The sequence below is a fragment of the Sphingomonas sp. Leaf30 genome (assembly GCF_001422525.1).
Taxonomy (GTDB): Bacteria; Pseudomonadota; Alphaproteobacteria; order Sphingomonadales; family Sphingomonadaceae; genus Sphingomonas; species Sphingomonas aerolata.
On the sequence record NZ_LMKZ01000018.1, the window covers coordinates 1017816 to 1039912 of the forward strand.

The 22097-nt window shown below is 68.7% G+C and carries 16 protein-coding genes; 9 read left to right on the top strand and 7 right to left on the bottom strand.

The window, feature by feature from the left end:
• Positions 1–100: 100 nt before the first annotated feature.
• From ASE89_RS18535 to ASE89_RS18555, 5 genes are all read left to right on the top strand, one after another.
• The gene (locus tag ASE89_RS18535; protein WP_056680589.1) at positions 101–2551 is read left to right on the top strand and encodes a TonB-dependent receptor plug domain-containing protein; all 2451 of its coding nucleotides are present in this window, start codon (positions 101–103) and stop codon (positions 2549–2551) included.
• Positions 2552–3724, top strand: coding sequence for an endonuclease/exonuclease/phosphatase family protein (locus tag ASE89_RS18540; RefSeq protein WP_156363539.1), 1173 nt, complete (start codon positions 2552–2554; stop codon positions 3722–3724).
• Positions 3725–3733: 9 nt separating this feature from the next.
• On the top strand, positions 3734–4153 hold the full coding sequence (locus tag ASE89_RS18545) for a DUF2946 family protein (RefSeq protein WP_056680596.1): 420 nt from the start codon (positions 3734–3736) through the stop codon (positions 4151–4153).
• A gap of 151 nt (positions 4154–4304) precedes the next feature.
• Complete coding sequence (locus ASE89_RS18550; protein WP_056680599.1) at positions 4305–6686, top strand: TonB-dependent receptor family protein; 2382 nt, start codon at positions 4305–4307, stop codon at positions 6684–6686.
• Positions 6686–8089: a PepSY-associated TM helix domain-containing protein gene (locus ASE89_RS18555; protein WP_082451693.1), complete on the top strand. Its 1404-nt coding sequence runs from the start codon at positions 6686–6688 to the stop codon at positions 8087–8089. Before ASE89_RS18550 ends, ASE89_RS18555 begins: the two co-directional genes overlap by 1 nt.
• A gap of 10 nt (positions 8090–8099) precedes the next feature.
• Here the strand turns inward: ASE89_RS18555 and ASE89_RS18560 are convergent, their stop codons facing one another.
• Both ASE89_RS18560 and ASE89_RS18565 read right to left on the bottom strand, forming a co-directional pair.
• Complete coding sequence (locus ASE89_RS18560) at positions 8100–8576, bottom strand: GAF domain-containing protein (protein ID WP_056680602.1); 477 nt, start codon at positions 8574–8576, stop codon at positions 8100–8102.
• A 95-nt stretch (positions 8577–8671) separates the two neighbouring features.
• Positions 8672–9514, bottom strand: coding sequence for a type 1 glutamine amidotransferase (locus ASE89_RS18565; RefSeq protein WP_056680605.1), 843 nt, complete (start codon positions 9512–9514; stop codon positions 8672–8674).
• Positions 9515–9710: 196 nt separating this feature from the next.
• Between ASE89_RS18565 and ASE89_RS18570 the strand changes: the two genes are divergently transcribed.
• On the top strand, positions 9711–10829 hold the full coding sequence (locus ASE89_RS18570) for a Gfo/Idh/MocA family protein (protein WP_056680609.1): 1119 nt from the start codon (positions 9711–9713) through the stop codon (positions 10827–10829).
• 39 nt (positions 10830–10868) lie between these two features.
• On the opposite strand, the gene ASE89_RS18575 is transcribed toward ASE89_RS18570, so the two are convergent.
• The gene (locus tag ASE89_RS18575) at positions 10869–12344 is read right to left on the bottom strand and encodes a helix-turn-helix transcriptional regulator (RefSeq protein WP_056680612.1); all 1476 of its coding nucleotides are present in this window, start codon (positions 12342–12344) and stop codon (positions 10869–10871) included.
• Positions 12345–12514: 170 nt separating this feature from the next.
• Here ASE89_RS18575 and ASE89_RS18580 point away from each other — a divergent pair, with 170 nt between their 5' ends.
• Together ASE89_RS18580 and ASE89_RS18585 are read left to right on the top strand one after the other, a co-directional pair.
• Positions 12515–12784 (top strand): GlsB/YeaQ/YmgE family stress response membrane protein, encoded by a 270-nt coding sequence (locus tag ASE89_RS18580; protein WP_056680615.1) that lies wholly within the window; start codon positions 12515–12517, stop codon positions 12782–12784.
• Between the two features lie 183 nt (positions 12785–12967).
• On the top strand, positions 12968–15514 hold the full coding sequence (locus ASE89_RS18585; RefSeq protein WP_156363541.1) for a PAS domain-containing protein: 2547 nt from the start codon (positions 12968–12970) through the stop codon (positions 15512–15514).
• Between the two features lie 46 nt (positions 15515–15560).
• Here the strand turns inward: ASE89_RS18585 and ASE89_RS18590 are convergent, their stop codons facing one another.
• Complete coding sequence (locus ASE89_RS18590; protein ID WP_234387285.1) at positions 15561–16007, bottom strand: PA2169 family four-helix-bundle protein; 447 nt, start codon at positions 16005–16007, stop codon at positions 15561–15563.
• Positions 16008–16219: 212 nt separating this feature from the next.
• On the opposite strand from ASE89_RS18590, the gene ASE89_RS18595 reads away from it, so the two are divergent.
• Positions 16220–16930 carry a prolyl hydroxylase family protein gene (locus ASE89_RS18595; RefSeq protein ID WP_082451695.1) on the top strand — a complete coding sequence of 237 codons (711 nt, stop codon included), beginning with the start codon at positions 16220–16222 and terminating at the stop codon, positions 16928–16930.
• On the opposite strand, the gene ASE89_RS18600 is transcribed toward ASE89_RS18595, so the two are convergent.
• The 3 genes from ASE89_RS18600 to ASE89_RS18610 form a co-directional block, all read right to left on the bottom strand.
• Positions 16924–17619, bottom strand: a complete 696-nt coding sequence (locus ASE89_RS18600) for a L,D-transpeptidase (RefSeq protein ID WP_082451697.1) — start codon at positions 17617–17619, stop codon at positions 16924–16926. The two genes, ASE89_RS18595 and ASE89_RS18600, sit on opposite strands and share 7 nt — an antisense overlap.
• A gap of 1 nt (position 17620) precedes the next feature.
• The gene (locus ASE89_RS18605) at positions 17621–20215 is read right to left on the bottom strand and encodes a two-partner secretion domain-containing protein (RefSeq protein ID WP_056680621.1); all 2595 of its coding nucleotides are present in this window, start codon (positions 20213–20215) and stop codon (positions 17621–17623) included.
• A 70-nt stretch (positions 20216–20285) separates the two neighbouring features.
• Positions 20286–21923: a ShlB/FhaC/HecB family hemolysin secretion/activation protein gene (locus ASE89_RS18610; RefSeq protein WP_056680623.1), complete on the bottom strand. Its 1638-nt coding sequence runs from the start codon at positions 21921–21923 to the stop codon at positions 20286–20288.
• Between the last annotated feature and the right edge of the window lie 174 nt (positions 21924–22097).

A 22097-nucleotide genomic window follows, 5' to 3' on the forward strand; every position in this document is an offset into this window, starting at 1 on the left:
TCGCACAGTCGCTTGGGACCTATCGGGCCGGGTGAATGCGTTGTGCATCTTCGTGCACGCGAAAGATCGTCACAGAACGATCGCCAACAGGGACTTCGACATGACTGCCTATCGTACCGCGCTGGCGCTGGCCGCCTCTACCCTCGCCTTCGCCGCGGCGCAGGCCGACGCGCAGGTCGCGCCTGCGCCTGCGGAGACCGTGCAGGATGCACCCGCCGCCGCGGAGCCTGACGGCGCAGCGCCGGTCGCGCAGGACGAGATCATCGTCACGGGGACGCGCGCGGTCGGCCGGTCGCGGCTCGACAGCGTGTCGCCGGTCGACGTGCTGAGCAGCGCGTCGCTCCAGCGCCAGGGCACGACCGAGCTCGGCGCCGCGCTGTCGGCGATCGCCCCGTCGATCGACTTCCCGCGGGCGTCCGCGGTCGACGGCACCGATGCGATCCGCCCCGCGACGCTGCGCGGCCTGTCGCCCGATCAGACGCTGGTGCTGATCAACGGCGTGCGCGGGCATACCGCGGCGCTGCTCAACATCGGCGGTTCGGTCGGCCGCGGTTCGGCGGCGGTCGATCTGAACACCATCCCGACCGTCGCGCTCGACCGGATCGAGGTGCTGCGTGACGGTGCATCGGCGCAATATGGGTCGGATGCGATCGCGGGCGTCGTCAACCTGCGGCTGCGCGAAGCCCGTTCGGGCGGCGGCGCGACGGTCAATTACGGCTTCTACAACACCGACATCGATACCGCGCGCGGCAGCCGCAGCACGACCGGCGAGCATGCCGTGACGGTCTCGGGCTGGCAGGGGCTGGGCTTTGGCGAGGACGGGTTCCTGACGCTGTCGGGCGAATATCTGAACCGCCAGGCGACCAACCGCGCCGATTTCGATCCGCGCGTCACTCCGACCCGCGTCACCGGACGCTTCGGTGATCCGCAGGTCGAGCAATATAGCGTCTTCGCCAATGCCGGCACGACGCTGACGGGCAGCTGGGGCCTCTATGGCTGGTTCGGCTATCAGGACCGCGACACGCGCAGCGCGGCCTTCCCGCGGCTGGCGAGCGCGACGACCGCGCTGGCCGGCTATCCCGACGGTTTCCTGCCGCTGATCAACACCAAGTCGCGCGACATCAATTCGGCGGTCGGGATCAAGGGCGAGGTCGCGGACTGGAGCGTCGACCTGAACGTCAGCTATGGCCGCAACAAGATCGGCTTCCGCACGCTCAATTCCGCCAACTATGCCTATGGCGCCGCGACGCCGCAGGACTTTTCCGACGGCGCGCTGATCTATGGCCAGCTGGTCGCCGGGCTCGACGTCAACCGCAAGCTCGACGTGCTGCAGGGGCTCAACGTCGCCTTCGGGCTCGAGGCGCGGCGCGAGAGTTTCGAGATCCAGGCGGGCGAACGCGCGTCCTACACCACGCCCGTGACGGGCGCGGTCGCGGGCGCGGCGGTGGGGGCGCAGGGCTTTGGCGGCTTCTCGACCGACAATGTCGTCGACCGCAATCGCCGCAACTTCAGCGCCTATCTCGATCTCGAGGCGCAGGTGACCGATGCGCTGCTGATCGGGCTGGCGGGGCGCGGCGAGGATTATTCGGACTTCGGCTCGACCGGGACCGGCAAGATCTCCGCACGCTATGACGTCGCACCGTGGATCGCGGTGCGCGGCACGGCCTCGACCGGCTTCCGCGCGCCGGCACTGCAACAGCAATATTTCACCTCGATCTCGACCGTGATCCAGAATGGCGCGCCGATCCAGACCGGCACCTTCCCCTCGGTCAGCCCGGTCGCGGCGCGGCTCGGCGGGCTGCCGCTCGAGCCCGAGAAATCAACCAACCTGTCGCTCGGGACCGTGCTGCGGTTCGGCGGGTTCGACCTGACCGTCGACGCCTATCGCATCCACATCCGCAACCAGATCGGACTGTCGGAAAACATCACCACGTCGACGACCCAGTCCCCCGCGGTCAACGCGCAGATCGCCGGGCTGCTTGCCGGATCGGGTGCAACGGCAGCGCGGTTCTTCATCAACGGGCTCGCCTCGACCACCAGGGGCATCGACGCGGTCGCGCATTACCGCGTGCGGACCGTGGCGGCGGGCAATTTCGACCTGACGGTGGCGGGCAACATCAACGACGGCAAGGTGACCCGCGTCCCGACCTCGACCTCGACGCTCGATCCCGCACCGACGCTGTTCGCGCGCAGCCGGATCCTGACGCTGGAGGACGGCACGCCGGGCGAGAAGGTCACCGGCTCGATCGACTGGTCGCTCGACCAGCTCGGCGCGCTCGCCCGCGTCACCTATTATGGCGACGTCAACCAGCCGGGGACGACGCCCGCCGCGGACGTGCACAGCGGCAAGCACGTCATCACCGATGTCGAACTGCGCTATCAGGCGACCAGGGGGGCGCAGCTCGGGCTGGGCGTCAGCAACCTGTTCGACGTCTATCCCGATGCGACCATCACGCAGAACAACACGACCGGCGTGATCGGCTTTCCCTATTATTCGCCGTTCGGCTTCAACGGCCGCTATCTCTACGCCCGCGCCGGGCTGAGCTGGTAGGTGATTTCAGGCCGCATCCTGCTGGGGGTCGCGCTCACGCTCGGCCTCGCAGGATGCGGCAGCTTGCCGCGGTTCCGGACGCTGCCCTGTGGCGGCGTCGACGTCGGCGATGGCCGCGGGCCGCCTGCGATCCAGGTCTCGGCATCGGGCGAACGCAGCACCACGATCGACGTGCTGACCTATAATATCGAGGGGCTGCAATGGCCCGCGCGGTCGGGGCGCGGGCGCGATCTCGCGGCGATCGGGCAGACCCTGCGCGATCTGCGCGCGGCCGGGACCGCGCCCGACGTGGTGCTGTTCCAGGAGGTCTTCTCGCGCACGGCGGTGCGCGGGGTGGTCGCCACCGGCTATCCGTCGCTCGCGAGCGGACCGTCACGGACGCGGCGCAGCGTCTATTCGCAGGACGACCGGCTGCCCGGGCGTGCCAAGCTGGCCAAGGGCGAGCTGGGCGTGCGGCTGATGAGTTCGGGACTGGTCATCGCCAGCCGCTTCGCGATCACCGGCGTTGCGCGCGATCCCTATTCGCGGCGGGCCTGTGCAGGGTTCGACTGTCTGTCGAACAAGGGCGTGGTGCTGGCGACACTCGCGGTGCCCGGCGTTCCCGAAGGAATCGACATCACCAACACGCACATGAATGCGCGCAAGGCGTCGAAGGTCGCGCCCGCGCGGCACCGCGCCGCGCACCGCGCGCAGACCCGCGAGCTCGAGGCGTTTCTCGCCGCGCGCCGCACCCCGTCGCGGCCGATGATCCTGGGCGGCGATTTCAACATGCGCCGCTCGCCCGCGCGGCTCGACGATTTCCGCCTGCATCACCCGTTCGGGCTGGTGCACGAATATTGCCAGGCGCGCGCGGCCTGTGCGGTGTCACTGTCCTGGGACGGCGACGCGCCGTGGCTCGACACGCAGGATCTCCAGTTCTTCGCGCAGGGTACGCGCGTGCGGATCGTGCCGGTCGCGGTTCGCGCGATGTTCGATGGCGCGCCGGGCAGCCCGAAGCTGTCCGATCACGACGGGCTGCTCGTCCGCTACCGGCTCAGCTGGACAGGCGCCGCGCCGCCCGGCGGCGTCTGCGCGCGGATCGCCGAGCCGCGGGAAGCAGGGAGTCCAGCGGCGGGACAGGCGGATGGCCCGACCCGCGCGACGACCGGCGACAGATCCGTGCCGACTCGCTAGGACAGGCGCGTGACACCGCTTCGCCGCCTGCTCCGCGATCATCCTGCGCTTGCCGCATGGCTGGTCGTGGTCGCGCTGGCGATGAAGATCCTCGTCCCCGGCGGGTTTATGCCGGTGGTGGCGAACGGCGTTCTCACGATCCAGTTATGTGCCGGGGCGGGGCCCGTCTCGGCCGCGACGCCGGTACCTGTCCATGCGGCGATGCCGGGCATGACGCATGACTCCGACAAAACGCAGCATGCGGGCCGCGAGATGCCCTGCGCCTTTTCCGGCCTGACGACGGCGGGGCTTGCCGCGGCCGATCCGGTGCTGCTCGCGCTGGCAATCGCGTTCGTCGTCGCCACCGTCTTCCGCGTCGCGACCCCCGTCGTCGCCCGCGCCCCCGAGTTTCTGCGCCCCCCCTTGCGAGGTCCCCCGGTCCGCGGTTGAGCGGTTGCCGGCGCGATGCCCCGAACGGGCCGCGTGGTGACCCGATGCGATGCCGGCCCTGTCCGCCGAAGTGCGGGCCGGTGGCGGCTGCCCGCGACCCCTATACGACCCGGTCCCGACGGGACCCGGCCGCGTCCGACCAGGAATTCCCATGTCCCGATGCCATCTCATGGCGGCGATCTCCGCGATCGCCTGTGCCGCGCCGATCGCGGCTGCGCCTCTACCTTCCACCCAGGATGCCGATATCGCAGCCCGGCGCGCGGCGCTGCTGCGCGATCGTGCCGCGATCGATGCCGAACTGCGCCGCCTCGACGAACCGAGCCGCCCGGCGGAGGCGCCGCGGCGTACCGCCGCCGTGGCGATCGCCGGCGACGATATCATCGTCACCGGCAACGCGCTGTCGCTGACGACGCGCGTGACCGGGCAGACCGTCACGACGATCGACGACGCCGCGTTCCGCAACACCCCCGCGACGACGATCGCCGACATCGTCAAGCTGTCGCCCGGCGTCGTCGTCATCCAGGGCAACGGCCCGCGCGATGTCGGCGTGTCGATCCGCGGCTCGAACGCGCGCAACAGCTTCGGCGCGCGCAACATCCAGGTGTTCGAGGATGACTTCCCCGTCACCCAGCCCGACGGGCTGGCGCGGTTCGACCTGACCGATCCGCATGCTTACGGCGCGGTCGACGTGGTCCGCGGGCCGTCCTCCGCACGCTATGGCAATTACGCGATCGGCGGCGCGGTCCATTTCCGCACCCGACGCGGCCGCGACATCGACGGCGCCGAGATCGGCATCGACACGGGCAGCGACGGCTATGCCAATGTCTATGCGACGATCGGCGATGCCGGCGCGGATTTCGACTATGCGCTGTTCGGCAGTTTCGTCCGCGCGAACGGGTCGACCGGGCATACCGGCTACGAGACGGGCACGATCAACGCGCTGGCGACCTACGCCATTTCGGACCGCGACCGGCTGACCGCGAAGATCATCTACAACGAGGGCGAATTCGCGCTGTCGACGCGGCTCTCGCTCGACCAGTATCGCGCCAATCCCTATCAGCGCGGCTGCGCGACGCGGGTCGGCGCAGCGCCGGGCTGCGGGACGATCTCGGTGCTCGCCAACGGCGTCAACGGCGCGCGGATCGCACAGACCGCGGCCGAGGCCGACCTCGCGCGCAACGATCGCCGGACGATCATCGGCACCCGCTACGAACATGACCTGAGCACGACCGCGACGTGGCGGACGCAGGCGACGTTCGACAGCCGCGTCGTCAACCAGCCGACCAGCGCGACGCCGTTCAAGGGCACGCTCGACAGCTACAACATCACCAGCGACGTCACGCATCGCGGCACGCTGTTCGGGATGGCGGCGACCAGCTTCGTCGGCGTGTTCTACAATTACCTCGATAACCAGAGCTACAGCTTCAACAAGACGCCCGCGGGCCGCGACGGGATCGGCGCGCCGACGCAGACGGTATTCGGCGACGTCCGCAACCTGGGCGCGCGCGCCCGCGAGGAGCTGAGCCTGACGTCGCGGCTCCAGTTCATCGCCGGCATCGGCGCGGAGCGATCGATCATCGGTGTCACCCAGACCGGCTATGCCTATCCGCTCGGCGCGAACCCGGTGCTGAGCGTGATCCCCGCCGAGCGCCATTTCTGGAACGTCGCGCCCGAGGCTTCGCTCGTCTGGCAGGCGATCGACGCGGTCCGCCTGCATGCGCGCGTCGGCACCGGCTATGGCATCCCGCAGGCAGGCGCATTGTTCGTGACCGCGGCGGGGGTGCCGGGCAACAACGTCACGCTGAAGACCCAGCGCAACACCGGGATCGACCTCGGCGCCGAAGTCGCGCTCGGGACCAATCTGAAGGCGGAGGTAACGGGCTATTACGAATGGTTCCGCAACGAACAGGTCAGCCAGTCGGCGGGCGTCAACCTGCTCGCCTATACCACCAACGCGCCACGCTCGGTCCACCGCGGCGTCGAGCTCGGGCTCAGCTGGACGCCGCTGCCCGCGCTGCTGCCAGGCGCGCGGATCGATGCGAGCTACAGCTATAACGACCATCACTATATTGAATTCGTCGAGCGGCTGACGTCGGGCGCGGTGTCGGCGACGTTCGACCGCGCAGGTAACCGCATCCCCGGGGTCATCCCGACCTTCGTCAACGTCCGGCTCGGCTATGACCAGCCGGGTGGCGCGGTGGCGGGGCTGGGCGGGTTCGTCGAACTGACCCACCGCGATCGCTATGCGATCGACAACGGCAATCTGCTCAGCGTGGCGGGCTATACGCTCGCCAATCTCAACCTCCATTATGATCCGCTAAAGGGGGAGGGGGTGTGGTCGAGATTGCGGCTGTTCGCCTCGGTGCAGAACCTGTTCGACACGACCTATGTCGGCTCGGCCTCGGTGATCGCGAACAGCCTGAACGCGGCGACCGGGCAGCAGAATCCGGAAGCGGTGCTGCGGACGGCGACCGGGTCGATCTATGCCGGTGTCCCGCGCACCGTCTATGCCGGCGTGAAGGCGCGGTTCTGATGCGTGCGACCACTCCACATTCTGCCGCCGCCGCACGTTCGGGCGGACCCGGTCCCGGCCGTGGCTGGCCGGGCTATCCGACGATCTGGCGCTGGCATTTCTATGCCGGGCTGTTCTGCCTTCCGTTCGTGCTGTGGCTGTCGGTCACCGGCTCGATCTATCTGTTCCGCCCGCAGATCGAGGCGCTGATCGATCGGCCCTATACGCATCTCCCGCTGGACGGCGCACGCGCGTCGGCGGCGCGTCAGGCCGAGGCGGCGGTGCGCGCGGTGCCGGGATCGGTGCTCCACCGCTATCAACTGCCCGAGCGTCCCGACGAGGCAGTGCAGGTGATCGTCGGCGCCGGCACCACCGAGACGCGCGTCTATGTCCATCCGCACACATTGGCGATCCTCCACACGGTCGACGAGGACAGCCGGCTGATGCGGATCATCTTCCGCCTCCACGGCGAATTGCTGATCGGCACGCCCGGCTCCTATCTGGTCGAGCTCGCCGCGTCCTGGGCGATCGTCATGATCCTGTCGGGGCTGGTCCTGTGGTGGCCGCGCGGCAGCGGGCTGGCGGGGGTGGTCTATCCGCGGCTGCGCGCGGGCGGGCGGCGGTTCTGGCGCGACCTGCACGGCGTCACCGGGCTCTGGGTATCGGTCTTCGCACTCGCACTGCTCATATCGGGCCTGCCCTGGGCCGCGAGCTGGGGAAGTTACCTGAAGGCGATCCGGACGGTCGCCGAGGGGCGGGTGGTCAGGCAGGACTGGTCGGCGGGGCAGGCCGCGGAACTTCGCGCGCGCGGTGCCGCCGATGCCGGCACCCGCGCGATGGTGGGCGCTCATGCCGAACATGGCGGGATGACGATGGCGCACCCCGCGGTCTCGGACGTGCCGCTCGACCGGCTGATCGCGACACTGCGCCCGCTCGCGCTCGCGCCGCCGGTCCTGATCGCGCCGCCGACGGGCATGGGCCAGCCCTGGACCGCGAAGTCCGATGCCGCGAACCGGCCGCTGCGCACCGAGCTGACGCTCGACGGCGCTACGGGCGCGATCCTGACGCGCAAGGATTTCGCGCAGCGCCGGCTGATCGACCGGATCGTCGGTTACGGCGTCGCCGCGCATGAGGGACAGCTGTTCGGCTGGGCGAACCAGCTGCTCGGGCTGCTGACCGCGATCGGGCTGGCGCTGGTGTCGGTCAGCAGCGTGGTGCTGTGGTGGCGGCGTCGGCCCGCCGACACGCTCGGCGCACCGCCCGCGCGGCCGCGACCGCGCGTTGCGGCGGGGTTCGTGGTGCTGCTGATCCTGCTGGGTCTCGCACTGCCGCTGTTCGGCGTGTCGATGCTGCTGGTGCTGGTCGTCGAGCGGCTGGTGCTGCGCGACTGGACGGCGGCGCGACGCTGGCTCGGTCTTCGGTGATCCGGCCTGCTCAGCCCGCGGGCACGCTCCGCGACAGCACCGCGCCAACTTCCGCGGCGAACCCCGCCAGCGCCGCGGCGGTCTCGCGCCCGCTCAGCTGGCGCGGGCGCGGATCGATCGCGCACAGCGTGCCGTAGAACGATCCGTCGGCGAGCGTGATCGGGAAGGAGACATAGCTTTTGAAGCCATAGAGCGACGGCGCGGGGTGCGTCAGCCAGCGATCGTTCGTCGACACGTCGTCGATGACGACGGCCTTGCCCGACTGGCGGATGTCGTCGCAGATCGTCGTCGATATCCGCAGCTCGTCCCCCGGCGACATGCCGAAATCGATCTGGTCGAGCACCTGGCAGGCGATCCAGCGCGTGTCGGTGACACGCGCGACCGCGACGAACCCCATGCCGGTCAGCGCCGCGACCTTTTCGAGGATCGCGCGCACGTCACCATTGTCGCTCTCGAGCATGACGCTCTCGGCCAGTTGATCGTACATCCGCCCCATTCCCCGTTCGGCGCGCGATCCCCCGGAGATCGCGCCGCTTACGCTACGGCAGATGTGGGCGCGGCGTGAGAATGCAAGGGCAGGGGTCAGTCGCCCCGCTCGACCAGATGCGTCAGGAAATTGGTGAGTTCGAGCCGGCGACCTGCCTCCTGCGCGAAATCGTCGCCCACGCCGAGCAGCCAGAGCAGCGACCGGCGGTCGGGATCGTCGTGCAGCGCATCGAGCTGCGCGGCGCGCTGTTCGACATCGGCCTCGCGCTCGGCGAGCCCCGCCTCGATCAGGCTGCTCGCCTGGCGGCGGAGCGCGATCGCGATTTCGCGCGGGGCCAGTTCGGGATGATATTGCACGCCCCAGAAAATCCCGCCGTCATGCCGGATCTCGGCCGCCTGGATCGCGGTGACCGCGTTGCTCGCGAGCAATGTCGCATCGTCGGGCAGAAGCTCGACCTCGTCGCCGTGGATCGCGGGCGCATCCCAGCTGTCGGTGCGGCCGGCGAGCAGCGGGTGATCGCGCCCCGCCTGCGTCCGCGTGATCCGGCGCGCGATCCCGGCCTCCATCGTCTGCGGCATCTTGCGGACCGTGCCCCCTGCTGCGGCAACCGCGAGCTGCAGCCCCGCGCACGAGCCGAAGGACGGTGTCCCCGATGCGAACACTGCGCGCATGAAGGCGAGCTGGCGCTGCACCTCGGGCGAGTCGTCATAGACGTGGAGCGGCGAGCCGGTGACGAACACCGCGTCGAAATCGCCGATCTCGCCCGCCGCGAGCACGCGCGCGTCGTCGTCCGCGGGTGCGACGATCGTGATCTGCGCATCGGGCCGGAGCTGTTCGAGCGTCGCCGCATAGGTCTCGCCCGAACTCTTTCCCGCATGCTCGCGGCGGGCGTCGCGCTGTTCGGGTGTTTCGCTTTCGGCCACTAGAAACTTCAGCACTATCAGTCCTCTGACCGCAAATGGCCGACAGGATAACGCGCGCGCTGGCGGTTCGCCCAAGAGCGTCGGCAGATAATCCGTGCGTGTCCGTAACGACCTTCCCCGCCGGCTCCGTCGCGCAGGGTGCAGTGCAACAAAACCCCGTCGCGCGGAGTTGCCAGCCTCATTCCATCCTTCCTGAACCACGGAGACTGTCATGTTCGGACTTACCAAGAAGGTGCGCTACGCCGTCGTCGGCGGCGGGCAGATTTCGCAGCAGGCGTTCATGCCGGGCATCGCGCGGACCAATAATTCGGAAATGACCGCACTGGTCACCGGCGACCCGGTCAAGGCGGACAAGCTGGCCAAGCTCTACAAGCTCAAGGCCTATTCCTATGCGCAATATGGCGAGCTGCTGGCCTCGGGCGAGATCGACGCGGTCTATATCGCGACGCCCAATTTCCTCCATATGCAATATGCCGTCCCCGCGCTCGAGGCGGGCATTCATGTCCTGCTCGAAAAGCCGATGGCGTCGAGCGTCGCGGAGGCCGAGCAGATCATCGCCGCCGAGAAGAAGGGCGGCGCCAAGCTGATGATTGCCTACCGGCTGCATCACGAACCCGGCACGGTCGAGATGATCACGCGCGCACGGGCGGGCGAATTCGGCGACCTGCGCGCCTTCTCGTCGACCTTCATGCAGAATGTCCGCGAGGAGAATTCGCGCGGGCATAACGGCTATTGGGGCGGGCCCGTCCCCGACATGGGCACCTATCCGCTGAACGCGGTGCGCAACCTGTTCGGGCAGGAGCCGATCGCGGTGCATGCGGTCGGGACGAAGACGCCGGGTCGCGGCTTCAACTTCCACGACACCGTCGCGGTGACGCTGAAGTTCGCCGACGATCGTATCGCGCAGTTCACCGTCAGCTATGCGACCGCCTCGTCCGAGGGGTTCGAGCTGGTCGGCACGAAGGCGAGCATCCATGCCGCGCCTGCCTTCATGTTCGGCCCGACGACGAGCATCACCTATGTCGAGCGGACCGCGGACGGCAAGGAGAAGACGCATGCCTTCGATCCGGTCGAGCAGTTCGGCAACGAGACGCAGTATTTCTCCGACTGCATCCTCAACGACCGTCATCCCGAAGCCGACGGGCAGGAGGGCCTGTTCGACATGCGCGTGCTGGCAGCGGTCGAGCGGTCGCTCGAGACGGGCGAGACCGTGACGCTCGAGCCGGCGACGCGCACGCGGCATGTGACCGCGGATCAGGCGCTCAAGCTCAAGCCCGCCAAGGAGCCGAGCGAGGACGCGATGATCAGCATCATTCCGCAGTCCGCCTGACCTCCGGCCGCGCCGCCCTTCGGGGCGGCGCGCGCCGTCTCAGGCGCCGACCCCGCGTTCATGCGCCCAGACCACCGCGGCGCTGCGCCGGTTGACGCCGATCTTGGCATAAAGTCGCGCGACATGGTTGCGCACCGTGTTGCGTGACAGTTCGAGCCGCTCGGCGATCGCGGCATCGTCGAGATCCTGGCAGATCAGCTCGAGCACCTCGCGCTCGCGCTTGCTGAGATCGAGCAGCGGCGCGTCCGAGGCGGCGCCGGGGCGCGGGTTCCGCAGCGTCGCCAGCTTGTCCATGATTGAGCGGCCGAGCCAGTTGGCGTCCTTCATCACCGCCTCGATCGCCTCGACCAGCTCGAGCTCGCCGCGCCGCCGCGCGGTAATATCCTGATAGAGCCAGAGCACGCAGGCATCGCCGTCGATCCGCATGTTTTCGGCAGAGGCGAGACAGTCGAGCGCCTCGCCATTCTTGTGGAGCAGGCGGACGTCCTGTCCGCGGAACCCGCCCTGCGCGCGGATCTCGGTTTCCAGCTGTTCGCGCTGGCCCGCATCATTCCACAATTGCAGGTCGTCGGCGACCCGGCCGATCACCGCGCGATCGTCATAGCCCGTCAGTGTCTTGAACGCCGCGTTCACCTGCAGGATGCGATTGTCGTCGGTCTGGGTCACGACCATCGCCACCGGCGCCATCTCGAAGACCGCGGCGAAATGCCGCTCGCTCGCCTTCAGCGCATGTTCCGCGCGCCGACGCGGTTCGAGGTCGGCGAAGGTGAACAACAGGCAGTCGCGGTTGCCGACCTCGATCGGCTGCCCCGCCAGGATGACCAGCGTGGTGTCGCCGCCCGCGAGCGGCAGCTCCGCCTCGAGCTGTGGCACGACCTCGCCGCGCGCGACACACGCCTTGACGAACGCCTTGCGCTCGACATCGGCGAGAAAGTCGAAATCGAACAGCGTCTTGCCGATGATCGCGTCGCGGTCATAGCCCGACAGGTCGAGAAACCCCTGATTGACCAGGACGAAACGCTGGTCGGCGATGCGGATGATCAGCGCGGGGGCGGGATTGGCATGGAACATCGCCTCGAACCGGTCCTCCGCGTCGAACCGCTCGGACACGTCGCTGATCACCAGCGCGAGGCAGTCGGGCTCGCCGCCATCCTCGTCCATGACGATGTCGCGGACCTGATGGACCCAGCATGGTTCGTCCGCGTCGCGCGGCGTGACCTCGACGATCAGGTCGGGGAAGCTCTCGCCCGCGAGCAGCCGGAGCAGCGGATATTCGCGCCGCGGCACCTTGCGCCCGTCGCGGTAGCGCAGGGCGAACCGCGCGGCATAATCGTCCGCGGTCGCACCCAGCTCGCCGACGCCGCGGACGCCGTGCATCTTGAGCGCAGCGGGGTTGGCGCTCAGGATCACGCCGGTCGGGTCGATCAGGATCACCCCTTCGAGCAATCCGGCCATGAGCTGTTCGAGATGGTGCAGGGTGGGCGCATGCAGCGGCTTGCCGGGGGTACTGGTCATGCCTCCTCAGCGCTGGAGCGCACGACCGGTTCCGGCACGGTCAGACCCGACCTACCAACCGGACTAGTATCCCTGCACCAATGTCGCAAAGCACTATAAGCGGCGGAACTGAACGTTCGCCGCACCCGGTCCGTTGAGCAGCCTGTACCAGTATCAACAGGAGCCTCATCATGAACCTCATCATCCTTCTCGTCGTCGGCGGACTCATCGGCTGGGTCGCCAGCATGATCATGCGGACCGACGCACAGCAGGGCTTTTTCCTCAACATCGTCGTCGGCATCGTCGGCGCGTTGCTCGCAGGCTTCCTGATCACGCCGCTCATCGGTGGCGCGTCGATCATGGACGGCGCGCTCAACCTCCAGTCGATCCTGATCTCGCTGGTCGGTGCGGTGATCCTGCTCGCGATCGTCAACATGGTGCGCCGCGGTTCGGTGCGCTGATGAGGGGAGGGGCGGCCGCACCACGCGGCCGCCCTTCGTCGCATATTGATCTCGATTATTCGTCACGCCAGCCCGGCGTTGCGGTGTCTTTGCGCGTAGCCTAGATATCAGCGACTTAGTGCAAAGGGCGAGTAAACGGTCTTGAACGATACACCCGACCGCGCCGACCCTGGCGCTCGTCCGTTGACGGCCGACGCCGAGCGAATCGCCGCCGAACTGATCGGGCAGGACCTTGGCACCGACCCGTTCGTCGCGGCGGTGCGGGCGACGCGGATGCCGATGATCATCACGGATCCGCGCCTGCCGGACAATCCGATCGTGTTCACCAACGACGCGTTCTGCCGGCTCACCGGCTATCCGCGCGAGGACATACTCGGGCGCAACTGCCGGTTCCTCCAGGGGCCGGAAACCGATCCCGCGACGATCGACCGGATCCGCGACGCGGTCCGCCGGGTCGAATCGATCGAGATCGAGATCCAGAACCACCGCAGGGACGGTGAGACGTTCTGGAACCGGCTGCTGATGGCGCCGGTCTTCGACACGCATGGCGTGCTCGCCTATTTCTTCGCCAGCCAGGTCGACGTGACGCTCGAGCGTGAGCGGCTGAAGGGACTCGAGAGCAGCAACGCCTCGCTGATGGCGGAACTGACCGACCGGTTGCGGCAGCAACAGGAGCATGAGCGCGAGCTTGCCTTCACGCTCAAGGCGGCGCGGTTCGGGACCTGGAGCCTCGAGATCGCGACGAAGCGGCTGACCGCATCGGATACCTGCAAGGAGATCTTCGGCCGGCCTACGGACGCGCCGTTTTCCTATGACGACCGGCTGGCCGCGATCCATCCCGACGACCGCGCGCTGAGCGTCGCCGAGGTCCGGCGCTGCGTCGAGGAGGGGACCGATTACGAGGTCGTCTACCGCATCTACCGCCAAGACGGGGAATTGCGGTGGATCGGATCGCGCGGACAGCCCTTCTATTCAGCCACCGGCGAGGCGTTGCGGATCGCCGGCGTGTCGACCGACATCACCGACCAGCGCCGCGGCGAGATGATGCGCGCGGCGCTGGTCGAGCTGGGGGACATGTTCCGCGACACCGACTGCCCCGACGACATTTCCTATCAGGCCGTCCAGATCATCGGCCGGACGATCGACCTCAGCCGGACCGGCTATGGCGAGATCGATCCGGACGCCGAGACCGTGACGGTGCACAGCGACTGGACCGCGCCAGGGGTCGACCAGCTTTCGGGCACGTTCAGGCTGCGCGACTTCGGCACCTATATCGACGACCTCAAGCGCGGCGAGGAAGTCTGCGTGACCGATGCGCGCACCGATCCGCGGACCTATGCGACGAGCGCCGCGCTCGAGGCGTTGCAGGCCCGTGCGATCATCAACATGCCGATCACCGAAAACGGCCGGATCGTGGCGATGCTGTATCTCGCCAGCGGCTGGGCGCGGCATTGGCGCGCGGACGAGGTCGCGTTCGCGCGCGAGGTCGCGGATCGGACCCGCATCGCTACCGAGCGCCGTCGCACCGAACAGGCGCTCGCCGCCCTTGCTGCCTCGCTCGAGCAGCAGGTCATCGCGCGGACGAGCGAGCTGCAGACCGCCGAGGACGCGCTGCGCCAGTCGCAGAAGATGGAGGCGGTGGGCCAGCTGACCGGTGGTGTCGCGCACGACTTCAACAACCTGCTCACCGTGATCCGGTCGGCGACCGACCTGCTCAAGCGCCCCGACCTCCCGCCCGAACGGCGAGAGCGTTATATCGACGCGATCTCGGACACCGCCGATCGCGCCGCCAAGCTGACCGGGCAGTTGCTCGCCTTCGCGCGGCGGCAGGCGCTCCAGCCCGAGGTGATCGATGTCGGCCAGAGTCTGGGCAGCATCGCCGACATGCTCGGCACGCTGACCGGATCGCGCATCACGATCGCGATCGACGTGCCCGACACGCCCTGCTTCACCAATGTCGACCCGAGCCAGCTCGACACCGCCCTGGTCAACATGGCGGTCAATGCGCGCGACGCGATGGACGGCGCCGGGCGGATCGACATCGCGCTGCGGACCGCCACGATGATCCCGGCGGTGCGCTCGCATCCGGCGGTCGAGGGGCAGTTCGTCGCGATCTCGATGCGCGACACCGGGTCGGGCATCCCGCCCGAAAAGCTCGAGCGGATCTTCGAGCCGTTCTTCACGACCAAGGGGGTCGGGCAGGGCACCGGCCTTGGGCTCAGCCAGGTGTTCGGCTTTGCCAAACAGTCCGATGGCGACATCATCGTAGAGAGCGAAGTCGGCTGCGGCACGGTCTTCACGCTCTATCTGCCGCGCGCGGAGGAGCGCACCGCGAACCTGCCGGGGGCGGTCCCGGAGGGGCTGGCGGACGGCCATGGCACCTGTGTGCTGGTGGTCGAGGACAACAAGGACGTCGGCACGTTCACGACCCAGTCGCTTGCCGAGCTTGGTTATGTGACGGTCTGGGCGGCGGATGCGCAGGAGGCGCTGGCGGTGCTGGGCGAGGACGCGGCGCGCTTCGACATCGTGTTCTCGGATGTCGTGATGCCGGGCATGAACGGCATCGACCTGGCCAAGGCGATCCGGGCGTCGCATCCCGGACTGCCGGTGGTGCTGACGTCGGGCTACAGCAACGTGCTGGCGCAGGATGGCACGGACGGGTTCGAGCTGCTGCACAAACCCTATTCGGTCGAGGACCTGTCGCGCATCCTGCGCAAGGCGGCAGGATAGCGCGCAGGAAAAGGGGCGACCGGCCGAAACCGGTCGCCCCTTCGGATCAGGTGAGGCTGTGCTTGAGCGCGCTCATCTTGTCATGGCCTTCGCGGACCGAGGCATAGCCCTTGGTGACCGCGTCGAGCGATGCGGGCGACAGCTGGCCGTCCTTCATCGCGTCCTCATACTTGGCCTTGATGTGGTCCTCGCCACGCTCGACCTCAAGGATGATCGCCTTGTCGTCCTTGCCGGTCAGCGCCTGCTTCAGGTCCATGAAGGTGCGATGCGCTGCGGCGAGCATGCTCGAATCCATCTCGGGCTCGCTGCCGAGTGCGCGGACCTGCGCCTGCAGGTTCGTCGCGACCTGGGCGCGATCGCGCGCGAAGTCGGCGAACATCGTCGCATACTGCGTGCTCTCGGCGTCCTTGGCCGCGTCCTCATAGCCCTTCATGCTGTCGAGGGTCGTCTTGATCAGGCCGTTCAGGACGGACACATCGGTGTCGTTGCTCATCATTCGTCTCCTTTGGGATTGGCGGCTCAACGATCGTCACGCGATTAAGTCGCACCCGGATTTCGCCTTCTCCGCGGACAAGTATCGAGCATTGCGGCCGAATTCGGCGGTGAAACGGCTTTTGCGCATGTACGGCTTGATCTATGTGATGGTCTGGCCACGGGGCCGGACCGCCGGTCCGCCACCGACGCGCCCGACAGTCTGGAGTGCCCATGGTCGCCGTTCCGTCCGCCGCATCGCCACTTTCCGCCGCCGACCGACGCGACGGCCCGGTCGAGGCGCTCGCGCGCGCCGAGTCCGCGGCACACGTCCGTGAGCAGATCCTGTGCTATCCCGGCGCGGTCCGCATTCCGGCATCCGGTATCGAGCTGTACGTCGTTCGCGATTTCCTGCCGCTCGACGTGTGCGCGACGCTGATCGCACTGATCGATGCGGATCGCGTGCCGTCGCCGGTCGTCGCCGACGATCCGCGTCCCGCCTACCGGACCAGCGAGACCTGTTACCTCTACGCCGGGCCCGACGCGGTGACGGCGGTCGAGACCCGGCTGGACGCGCTGACCGGACTGGAACCGCGCTACGGCGAGGCACTGCAGGGCCAGCGTTATGCGGTCGGGCAGGAGTTCAAGCCGCATCACGACTTCTTCGATACCGGCCAGCTCTACTGGCAGGATCAGGTCGCGGTCGGCGGACAGCGGACCTGGTCGGCGATGACCTTCCTGAACGAACCGGAGGCGGGAGGCCGGACCAATTTTCCGACAGCGGACGTGATCATCGCGCCCAAGGCAGGCAACCTCGTCATCTGGAACAACATGGACGACTATGGCGCGCCCAATCCGGGGTCGGTACACCAGGGCATGCCGGTCGAGCAGGGGGTCAAGTACGTGCTGACCAAATGGTATCGCGAGCGCCCCTGGGGTCAGTGAGGCACGGCGTCCGGCGCTGAGGATGCCGTCGTCATCGCAAAGACGCTGCGCAGCAGCCGGGTCTCGGGCAGGATATAGACGATCCCGACGGTGCCCGTGAACAACGGCTTGATCACCCCGTCATAGAAGCGCGCGGGCACGTTGACGCAGCCATAGGAGATCCGGTTGTCGCCCGGCGTCGCCGAGGCCAGCCGGCCGGCGCGGTCGTCGATCCGGCGGCCGGCGATAACAGGGTGGAGCGACAGCGCGGCGGCATAGTCGATCCACAGGATATCCTGCTCGAAATCAGCGCCGATCGACGCCTGGAACCGTCCGGCGGGCGTGGTCCGCTCGGCCGGCGTGATCGTCGCGAGCTTGCGCTGGCCGATCCCCGGCACGCTGTCGTCACCGCGGGCGAGCCCGAGCAACGCGGGCGCGGTGCCGCGCAGCACCCCCGCGCCATCGAACGCGAAGACCACCGCGTTCACCTTGTCGATCACGACGAACGGCAAGGCCTGGTTGTCGCGCGACCGCATCACCCAGTCGACCGTGTCGCGGGCATCGTTGGAGACCGCGGCCGTCCCGAACCGCGCGGTCGCCGATGTGCCGGCCGCGACTGGCTGCGCGACGGCGGCGGACGCGACCCCAGCCGCCAGGGCGACCGCGACCAGCACGCCGTGCCGCGCTGCTCGCGACCCGAAGCCTGCCATATCAGTGGCGCGCCTGCTTGCGCGGATAGACCGGGACCACGGGGGTGCGCGGCACGGGCTGCGTCAGTTCCCCCAGCGACGACTGGGTCGGCGGCGTCACGGGGACCGGCGTCACGGGGGCCGGGGGGATCGGGAACGGTCCCGGACCCTCCGGCGGCACGCTCACGCCGCCGTCGACCACCGTCCCGACCGGCACGTTCGGCCGCCGGACCTGGGCTGGTGGCACCTCGAGGAACGGCCGCGTCGCGGTCGGCAGGACGGTGACGATCACCGGCGTCGGTGTCGGTGTCGGCGTCGGCGTCGGCGTCAGGATCGGCGCTGGCGCTGGCGCTGGCGCTGGCGCTGGCGCTGGAGCTGGAGCTGGAGCGGGAGCAGGGGCCGGTGCAGGAGCCGGCGCAGGCGCAGGCGCTGGGGCTGGAGCCGGGGAAGGAGCAGGTGTGGGTGCGGGTGCCGGTGCCGGTGCCGGTGCTGGCGAAGGTGCGGGAGCGGGTGCAGGAGCAGGTGCTGGTGCTGGTGCGGGAGCAGGGGCAGGAGCCGGTGCTGGTGCAGGAGCCGGAGCCGGAGCTGGTGCAGGCGCAGGCGCCGGCGCAGGCGCCGCCGTGATCGTCCCCGTAGTCCGGAAGCCCGCGGTGCAGCAGGACCCGGCCAGCGCATATTGGTCCGCGTTCGCGCCGGTCAGCGTATAGCCGCTATAGCTGACGCCGATCCCCGCTCCGGCGTCCGCGCTGTCGAACGTCGCCGTCGCGTCCGTCCCCGCGACCAGGGCGACGCCACTCGGCAGCCCCGACGTATCCGAGGCGTTGAACCCGCTCAGCACCGCCGCATTGGTGCCGTCCGCGACCTTCTGCGCGGACGGGAAGACCAGCATCCGCTGCGCGATCGCCGCACCTTCGGTCAGCACGAACTCGCTCGAGAAGTCGGTCGGCGTCGTATACGAAACCGGGTTGTAGTTGATCGACACCGGCGCCGCGGTCACCGTCGTCGGCGGCGACAGCGCGGAGAACACGATCGTGCCGCCGTTGACGCCCGGCCCGGTCCCGTCCGCACCTGCGATCAGCGTCAGTCCGACCGGCAGGCCCAGGCTCTGCGCCGGGATCGTCGTGCCGCGCGTCAGCGTGACGGCGGCGTCGATCATCACGTCATGCCCCGCGCACAGCGCGATGTTGCCGTCGGTCGTCGTGATCGCATGATAGACGTTCACGTTGCGCCCGGCGTTGAGCAGGATGCTGCCATTGACCGTCGTCAGGTCGGCGTTGACGTTCACGTCGCGGCCGCAGCAGGCGACGATGTTGCCGTTGGTCGCGCTGATCGGCGCGTTGATGACGACGTCGCGAAACGCGTTCAAGGTCAGCGTCGTCGGCACGCCCGACGCGGTCCAGGCGACCGCGTCGTTGACGAAGATGTCGCCATTGCCCGTCGTCGTGTCGCCCGCCGTGGGCAGCGTGCTGATCGTGATGCTGGTCGTCACGAGCTGCGCCGACAGCGTCGAGCCCGAGATGTTGCCGCCTGCGCCGATCACATAATCCTGCGGATCGATCAGCCACGTGCCGGTCATGCCCGATCGGGCCAGCGTCGAGACCCTGGAACCGTCGGCGATGTTGACGGTCGCCGCCGACGTCTCGACGAAGCCCCCATTGCCGCCGACCGGTGCGCTCGCGTCGAGCGTGCCGCTGAGATTGGTGGTGCCGGTCTGCATGTCGCCGAGCAGCAGGATGGTGCCGCTGCGGTTCTGCAGCGTCCGCGCCTCGATGATGCCGCTATTGTTGACCGCGGTGTGGAGCAGGTCGCCTGCGCCCTGCGCGGTCATCACGACCTTGCCGCCATCCGCGCGGATCAGCCCGCCGTTGCGGACCAGCGCGCCCACCGCGCCCTTGTCGACCGCGACGTTGAGCAGCCCGTCGCCCGCGACGTCGAGCGTGATCGCCTCGCCCGCCGCCAGCACGACCGTGCCGAAATTGGCGCGGATCACGCCGCTGTTGCCGACCTGCGCGCCGAGCAGCGCGACATAGCCGCCCTTGGCGGTGATCGTGCCGTCATTCTGGACGCCCGCGGTGCTGGTCCCGGCAAAGCGCGACTGGCCGGCCATGAAATCCGCATCGCTGATGTTCAGCGTCGATGCGACCAGCCCGCCGACGTTCACGCTGGCGGTCTTGCCGAACACGATGCCGTTGCCGTTGACCAGGAAGACCTTGCCGTTGGACGACAGGTTGCCGAGGATCGACGACGGATCCGATCCGACCACGCGGTTGAGCGCGACCGAGCTTGTGCCCGGCTGGTCGAAGGTCACGCTGGCCCCCTTGCCGATCGAGAACGACTGCCAGTTCAGCACCGCGCGGTCGCTGGTCTGGGTGACCGTCATCGCCGGCCCGCGCGTCGCGATGCTCGCCTGGCCCGCGGCCACCTCGCCCCCGGTCGGCAGCGTCTGCGCCGTGGCGGGGCGCGCGGCGACCGTGCCGGCAAGGCTGATGCCGATCAGCCACGCGAACCGCGCGAGCCCGGTCGTGCCGAACAGCCCGCCGCGGCGCTGACGCGTCGGTGCGGTGGAGGGAGCGGCGGCGGCGGGGCGATGGCGGATCGATGCGGGGATCGGGGTCATGGGCGGTATCCTCGGGTGGCGGCGGATGGCCGCGAAATGTCGGTGCTGGTCGCTGGCGCGCGCGCGGGCGTCAGAAGCTCTTGGCGATCTGGAACCAGGCGCGGCCGGACCGGTCGGGGGCGGCGGTCGCGTCGGCGCTGCCCAGCTTGCGCGCATAGGTCGCGCGCAGCACGATGTCGTATGGCGTGGTCCAGGTCGCGCCGGCGCCATAGGCGCTGCGCACCGCATGGTTCGATCCGTCGAAATAGCGTCGCTTCACATAATCGACCTCGCCGACATCGACGAAGGCGAACAGCTGCAGCGCGCCCGGGATGACCCGCGGCAGTGCGAGCCGCGCCTCGGCGGTTGCGACATAGCCCTGATCGCCATAGGCCTCGCCCTCGGGATAGGCGCGCACCGCATAGGCGCCGCCCAGCTCCATCTTCTCGGAGATGTCGAGATTGTTGAACGCGACCTGCCCGCGGACCGAGCCGAACACCGAGACCGGCCCGCTGATCGTCTGCAGCCGCGCCAGGCTGAACTGCATCTTGCCGTAGCGACCGTCGGTGCGCGCGGTCAGCGCGTCGACCGACCGCTCATAGGCGCCGCGAATATCGAGCGTGCCGACCGAGACGCTCAGCGAATAGGCGTTCCAGCCGCCGCCGAGCAGCGTGTCGTACGAGTCGCCGCTGAGGCCGCCGGTGACGACCTGCGCACGGCGATAGGTGACCGTGTCGACGATCCCGAAACGGTCGTCGAACCATTTCGCATCGCCCGCCACCGTCACGTACAGGTTGCTGTCGCGCGACCGGATCAGCGGATAGCTGGCATAAACGCTGGCGATCTCGGCATTGCCGCTGCCGTCGAGGCTGTCGAATTCCTTGCCGAGTTCATAGTCGAGATGCGCATAGGCGACGCCGAGCGTGACCTTGCCGATCGGCGCCTGATAGGAGGCGCGGCCATAGGCGAGCCCCGAGAAGGACGTCAGCGCGCGCAAGCCGAGCACGTCGCCCGAGCCGGTCGGGTTGTTCCAGTTGACCGACCCGCCGACGCGGTAGGCGCCGGTATAGCGGTTGCCCGCATTGTCGGCCTCGACGCTGCCCGTGATGCTGCGGCCCGGGGTGATGTCGACCAGCAGGTCCGACGTGCCGACCGCGGTGCCGGGGCTCAGCGTCGAGCGCACGCGCACGCCGGGCAGGTCGGACAGCATCAGCAGCCGGCGTTCGATCGGCGCGACCGCGACCGGATCACCGACCTCGAGCCCGTCGAGCATGCCGTTCGCGACGCTGTCGGCGAGGCGGGATTCGTTGCGCAGCCCGACCGCGCCGAAGCGGCCCTCGACGACCGCGATCGTCACCGTCCCGCTCTGCACGTCCTGTGCGGGCAGATAGGCCTGCGCGACGAAATAGCCTCGGCTGGTATAATAGTCGGTGATCCGCGCCGCGAGCGTCTTCAGGCCCGCGAGATCGAGCGTCGCGCCAGGCGCGAACCCCGTTGCGGCGACCAGCGTCGCTTCGGGGAACAACGTCGCGCCGGTGACGCGGATCGCATCCACGCGGGCCGAGGGTCCGCCCGCGGCCGGGATCGCGACCGGCGTCTTGCGCGTCAGGCCGAGCTCGGGATCGGGCGTATCGGTCAGCGGCACGGGCGGGATCTGCTGCAGCTGGCCACCAGCACCGACCGGTACCTGTGCCTGCGCTGCCCCGCCGCCTGCCACGAGCGCAGCCATACTCACCGCCGCACACGCGGCTGCCCGAAGGATCGACGTCATTGGATATACCTCGAAAGTCACCGCGGATGGACGCTACGAACCTCCCATCCGCAGCAGCGGGAGTCGTAGTAGGGTCAGGACCCATTGATGTTAAAGGCGCGATCTGATTCAGGCTCCGTGAGGAGACTGAGG

Excerpts from the sequence above, each read along its gene's own strand:
- ASE89_RS18535 (WP_056680589.1), top strand. The coding sequence starts at position 101 with ATGACTGCCTATCGTACCGCGCTGGCGCTGGCCGCCTCTACCCTCGCC.
- ASE89_RS18550 (WP_056680599.1), top strand. The coding sequence starts at position 4,305 with ATGTCCCGATGCCATCTCATGGCGGCGATCTCCGCGATCGCCTGTGCC.
- ASE89_RS18555 (WP_082451693.1), top strand. The coding sequence starts at position 6,686 with ATGCGTGCGACCACTCCACATTCTGCCGCCGCCGCACGTTCGGGCGGA.
- ASE89_RS18560 (WP_056680602.1), bottom strand. The coding sequence starts at position 8,576 with ATGTACGATCAACTGGCCGAGAGCGTCATGCTCGAGAGCGACAATGGT.
- ASE89_RS18570 (WP_056680609.1), top strand. The coding sequence starts at position 9,711 with ATGTTCGGACTTACCAAGAAGGTGCGCTACGCCGTCGTCGGCGGCGGG.
- ASE89_RS18575 (WP_056680612.1), bottom strand. The coding sequence starts at position 12,344 with ATGACCAGTACCCCCGGCAAGCCGCTGCATGCGCCCACCCTGCACCAT.
- ASE89_RS18580 (WP_056680615.1), top strand. The coding sequence starts at position 12,515 with ATGAACCTCATCATCCTTCTCGTCGTCGGCGGACTCATCGGCTGGGTC.
- ASE89_RS18590 (WP_234387285.1), bottom strand. The coding sequence starts at position 16,007 with ATGAGCAACGACACCGATGTGTCCGTCCTGAACGGCCTGATCAAGACG.
- ASE89_RS18595 (WP_082451695.1), top strand. The coding sequence starts at position 16,220 with ATGGTCGCCGTTCCGTCCGCCGCATCGCCACTTTCCGCCGCCGACCGA.
- ASE89_RS18600 (WP_082451697.1), bottom strand. The coding sequence starts at position 17,619 with ATGGCAGGCTTCGGGTCGCGAGCAGCGCGGCACGGCGTGCTGGTCGCG.
- ASE89_RS18605 (WP_056680621.1), bottom strand. The coding sequence starts at position 20,215 with ATGACCCCGATCCCCGCATCGATCCGCCATCGCCCCGCCGCCGCCGCT.
- ASE89_RS18610 (WP_056680623.1), bottom strand. The coding sequence starts at position 21,923 with ATGGCTGCGCTCGTGGCAGGCGGCGGGGCAGCGCAGGCACAGGTACCG.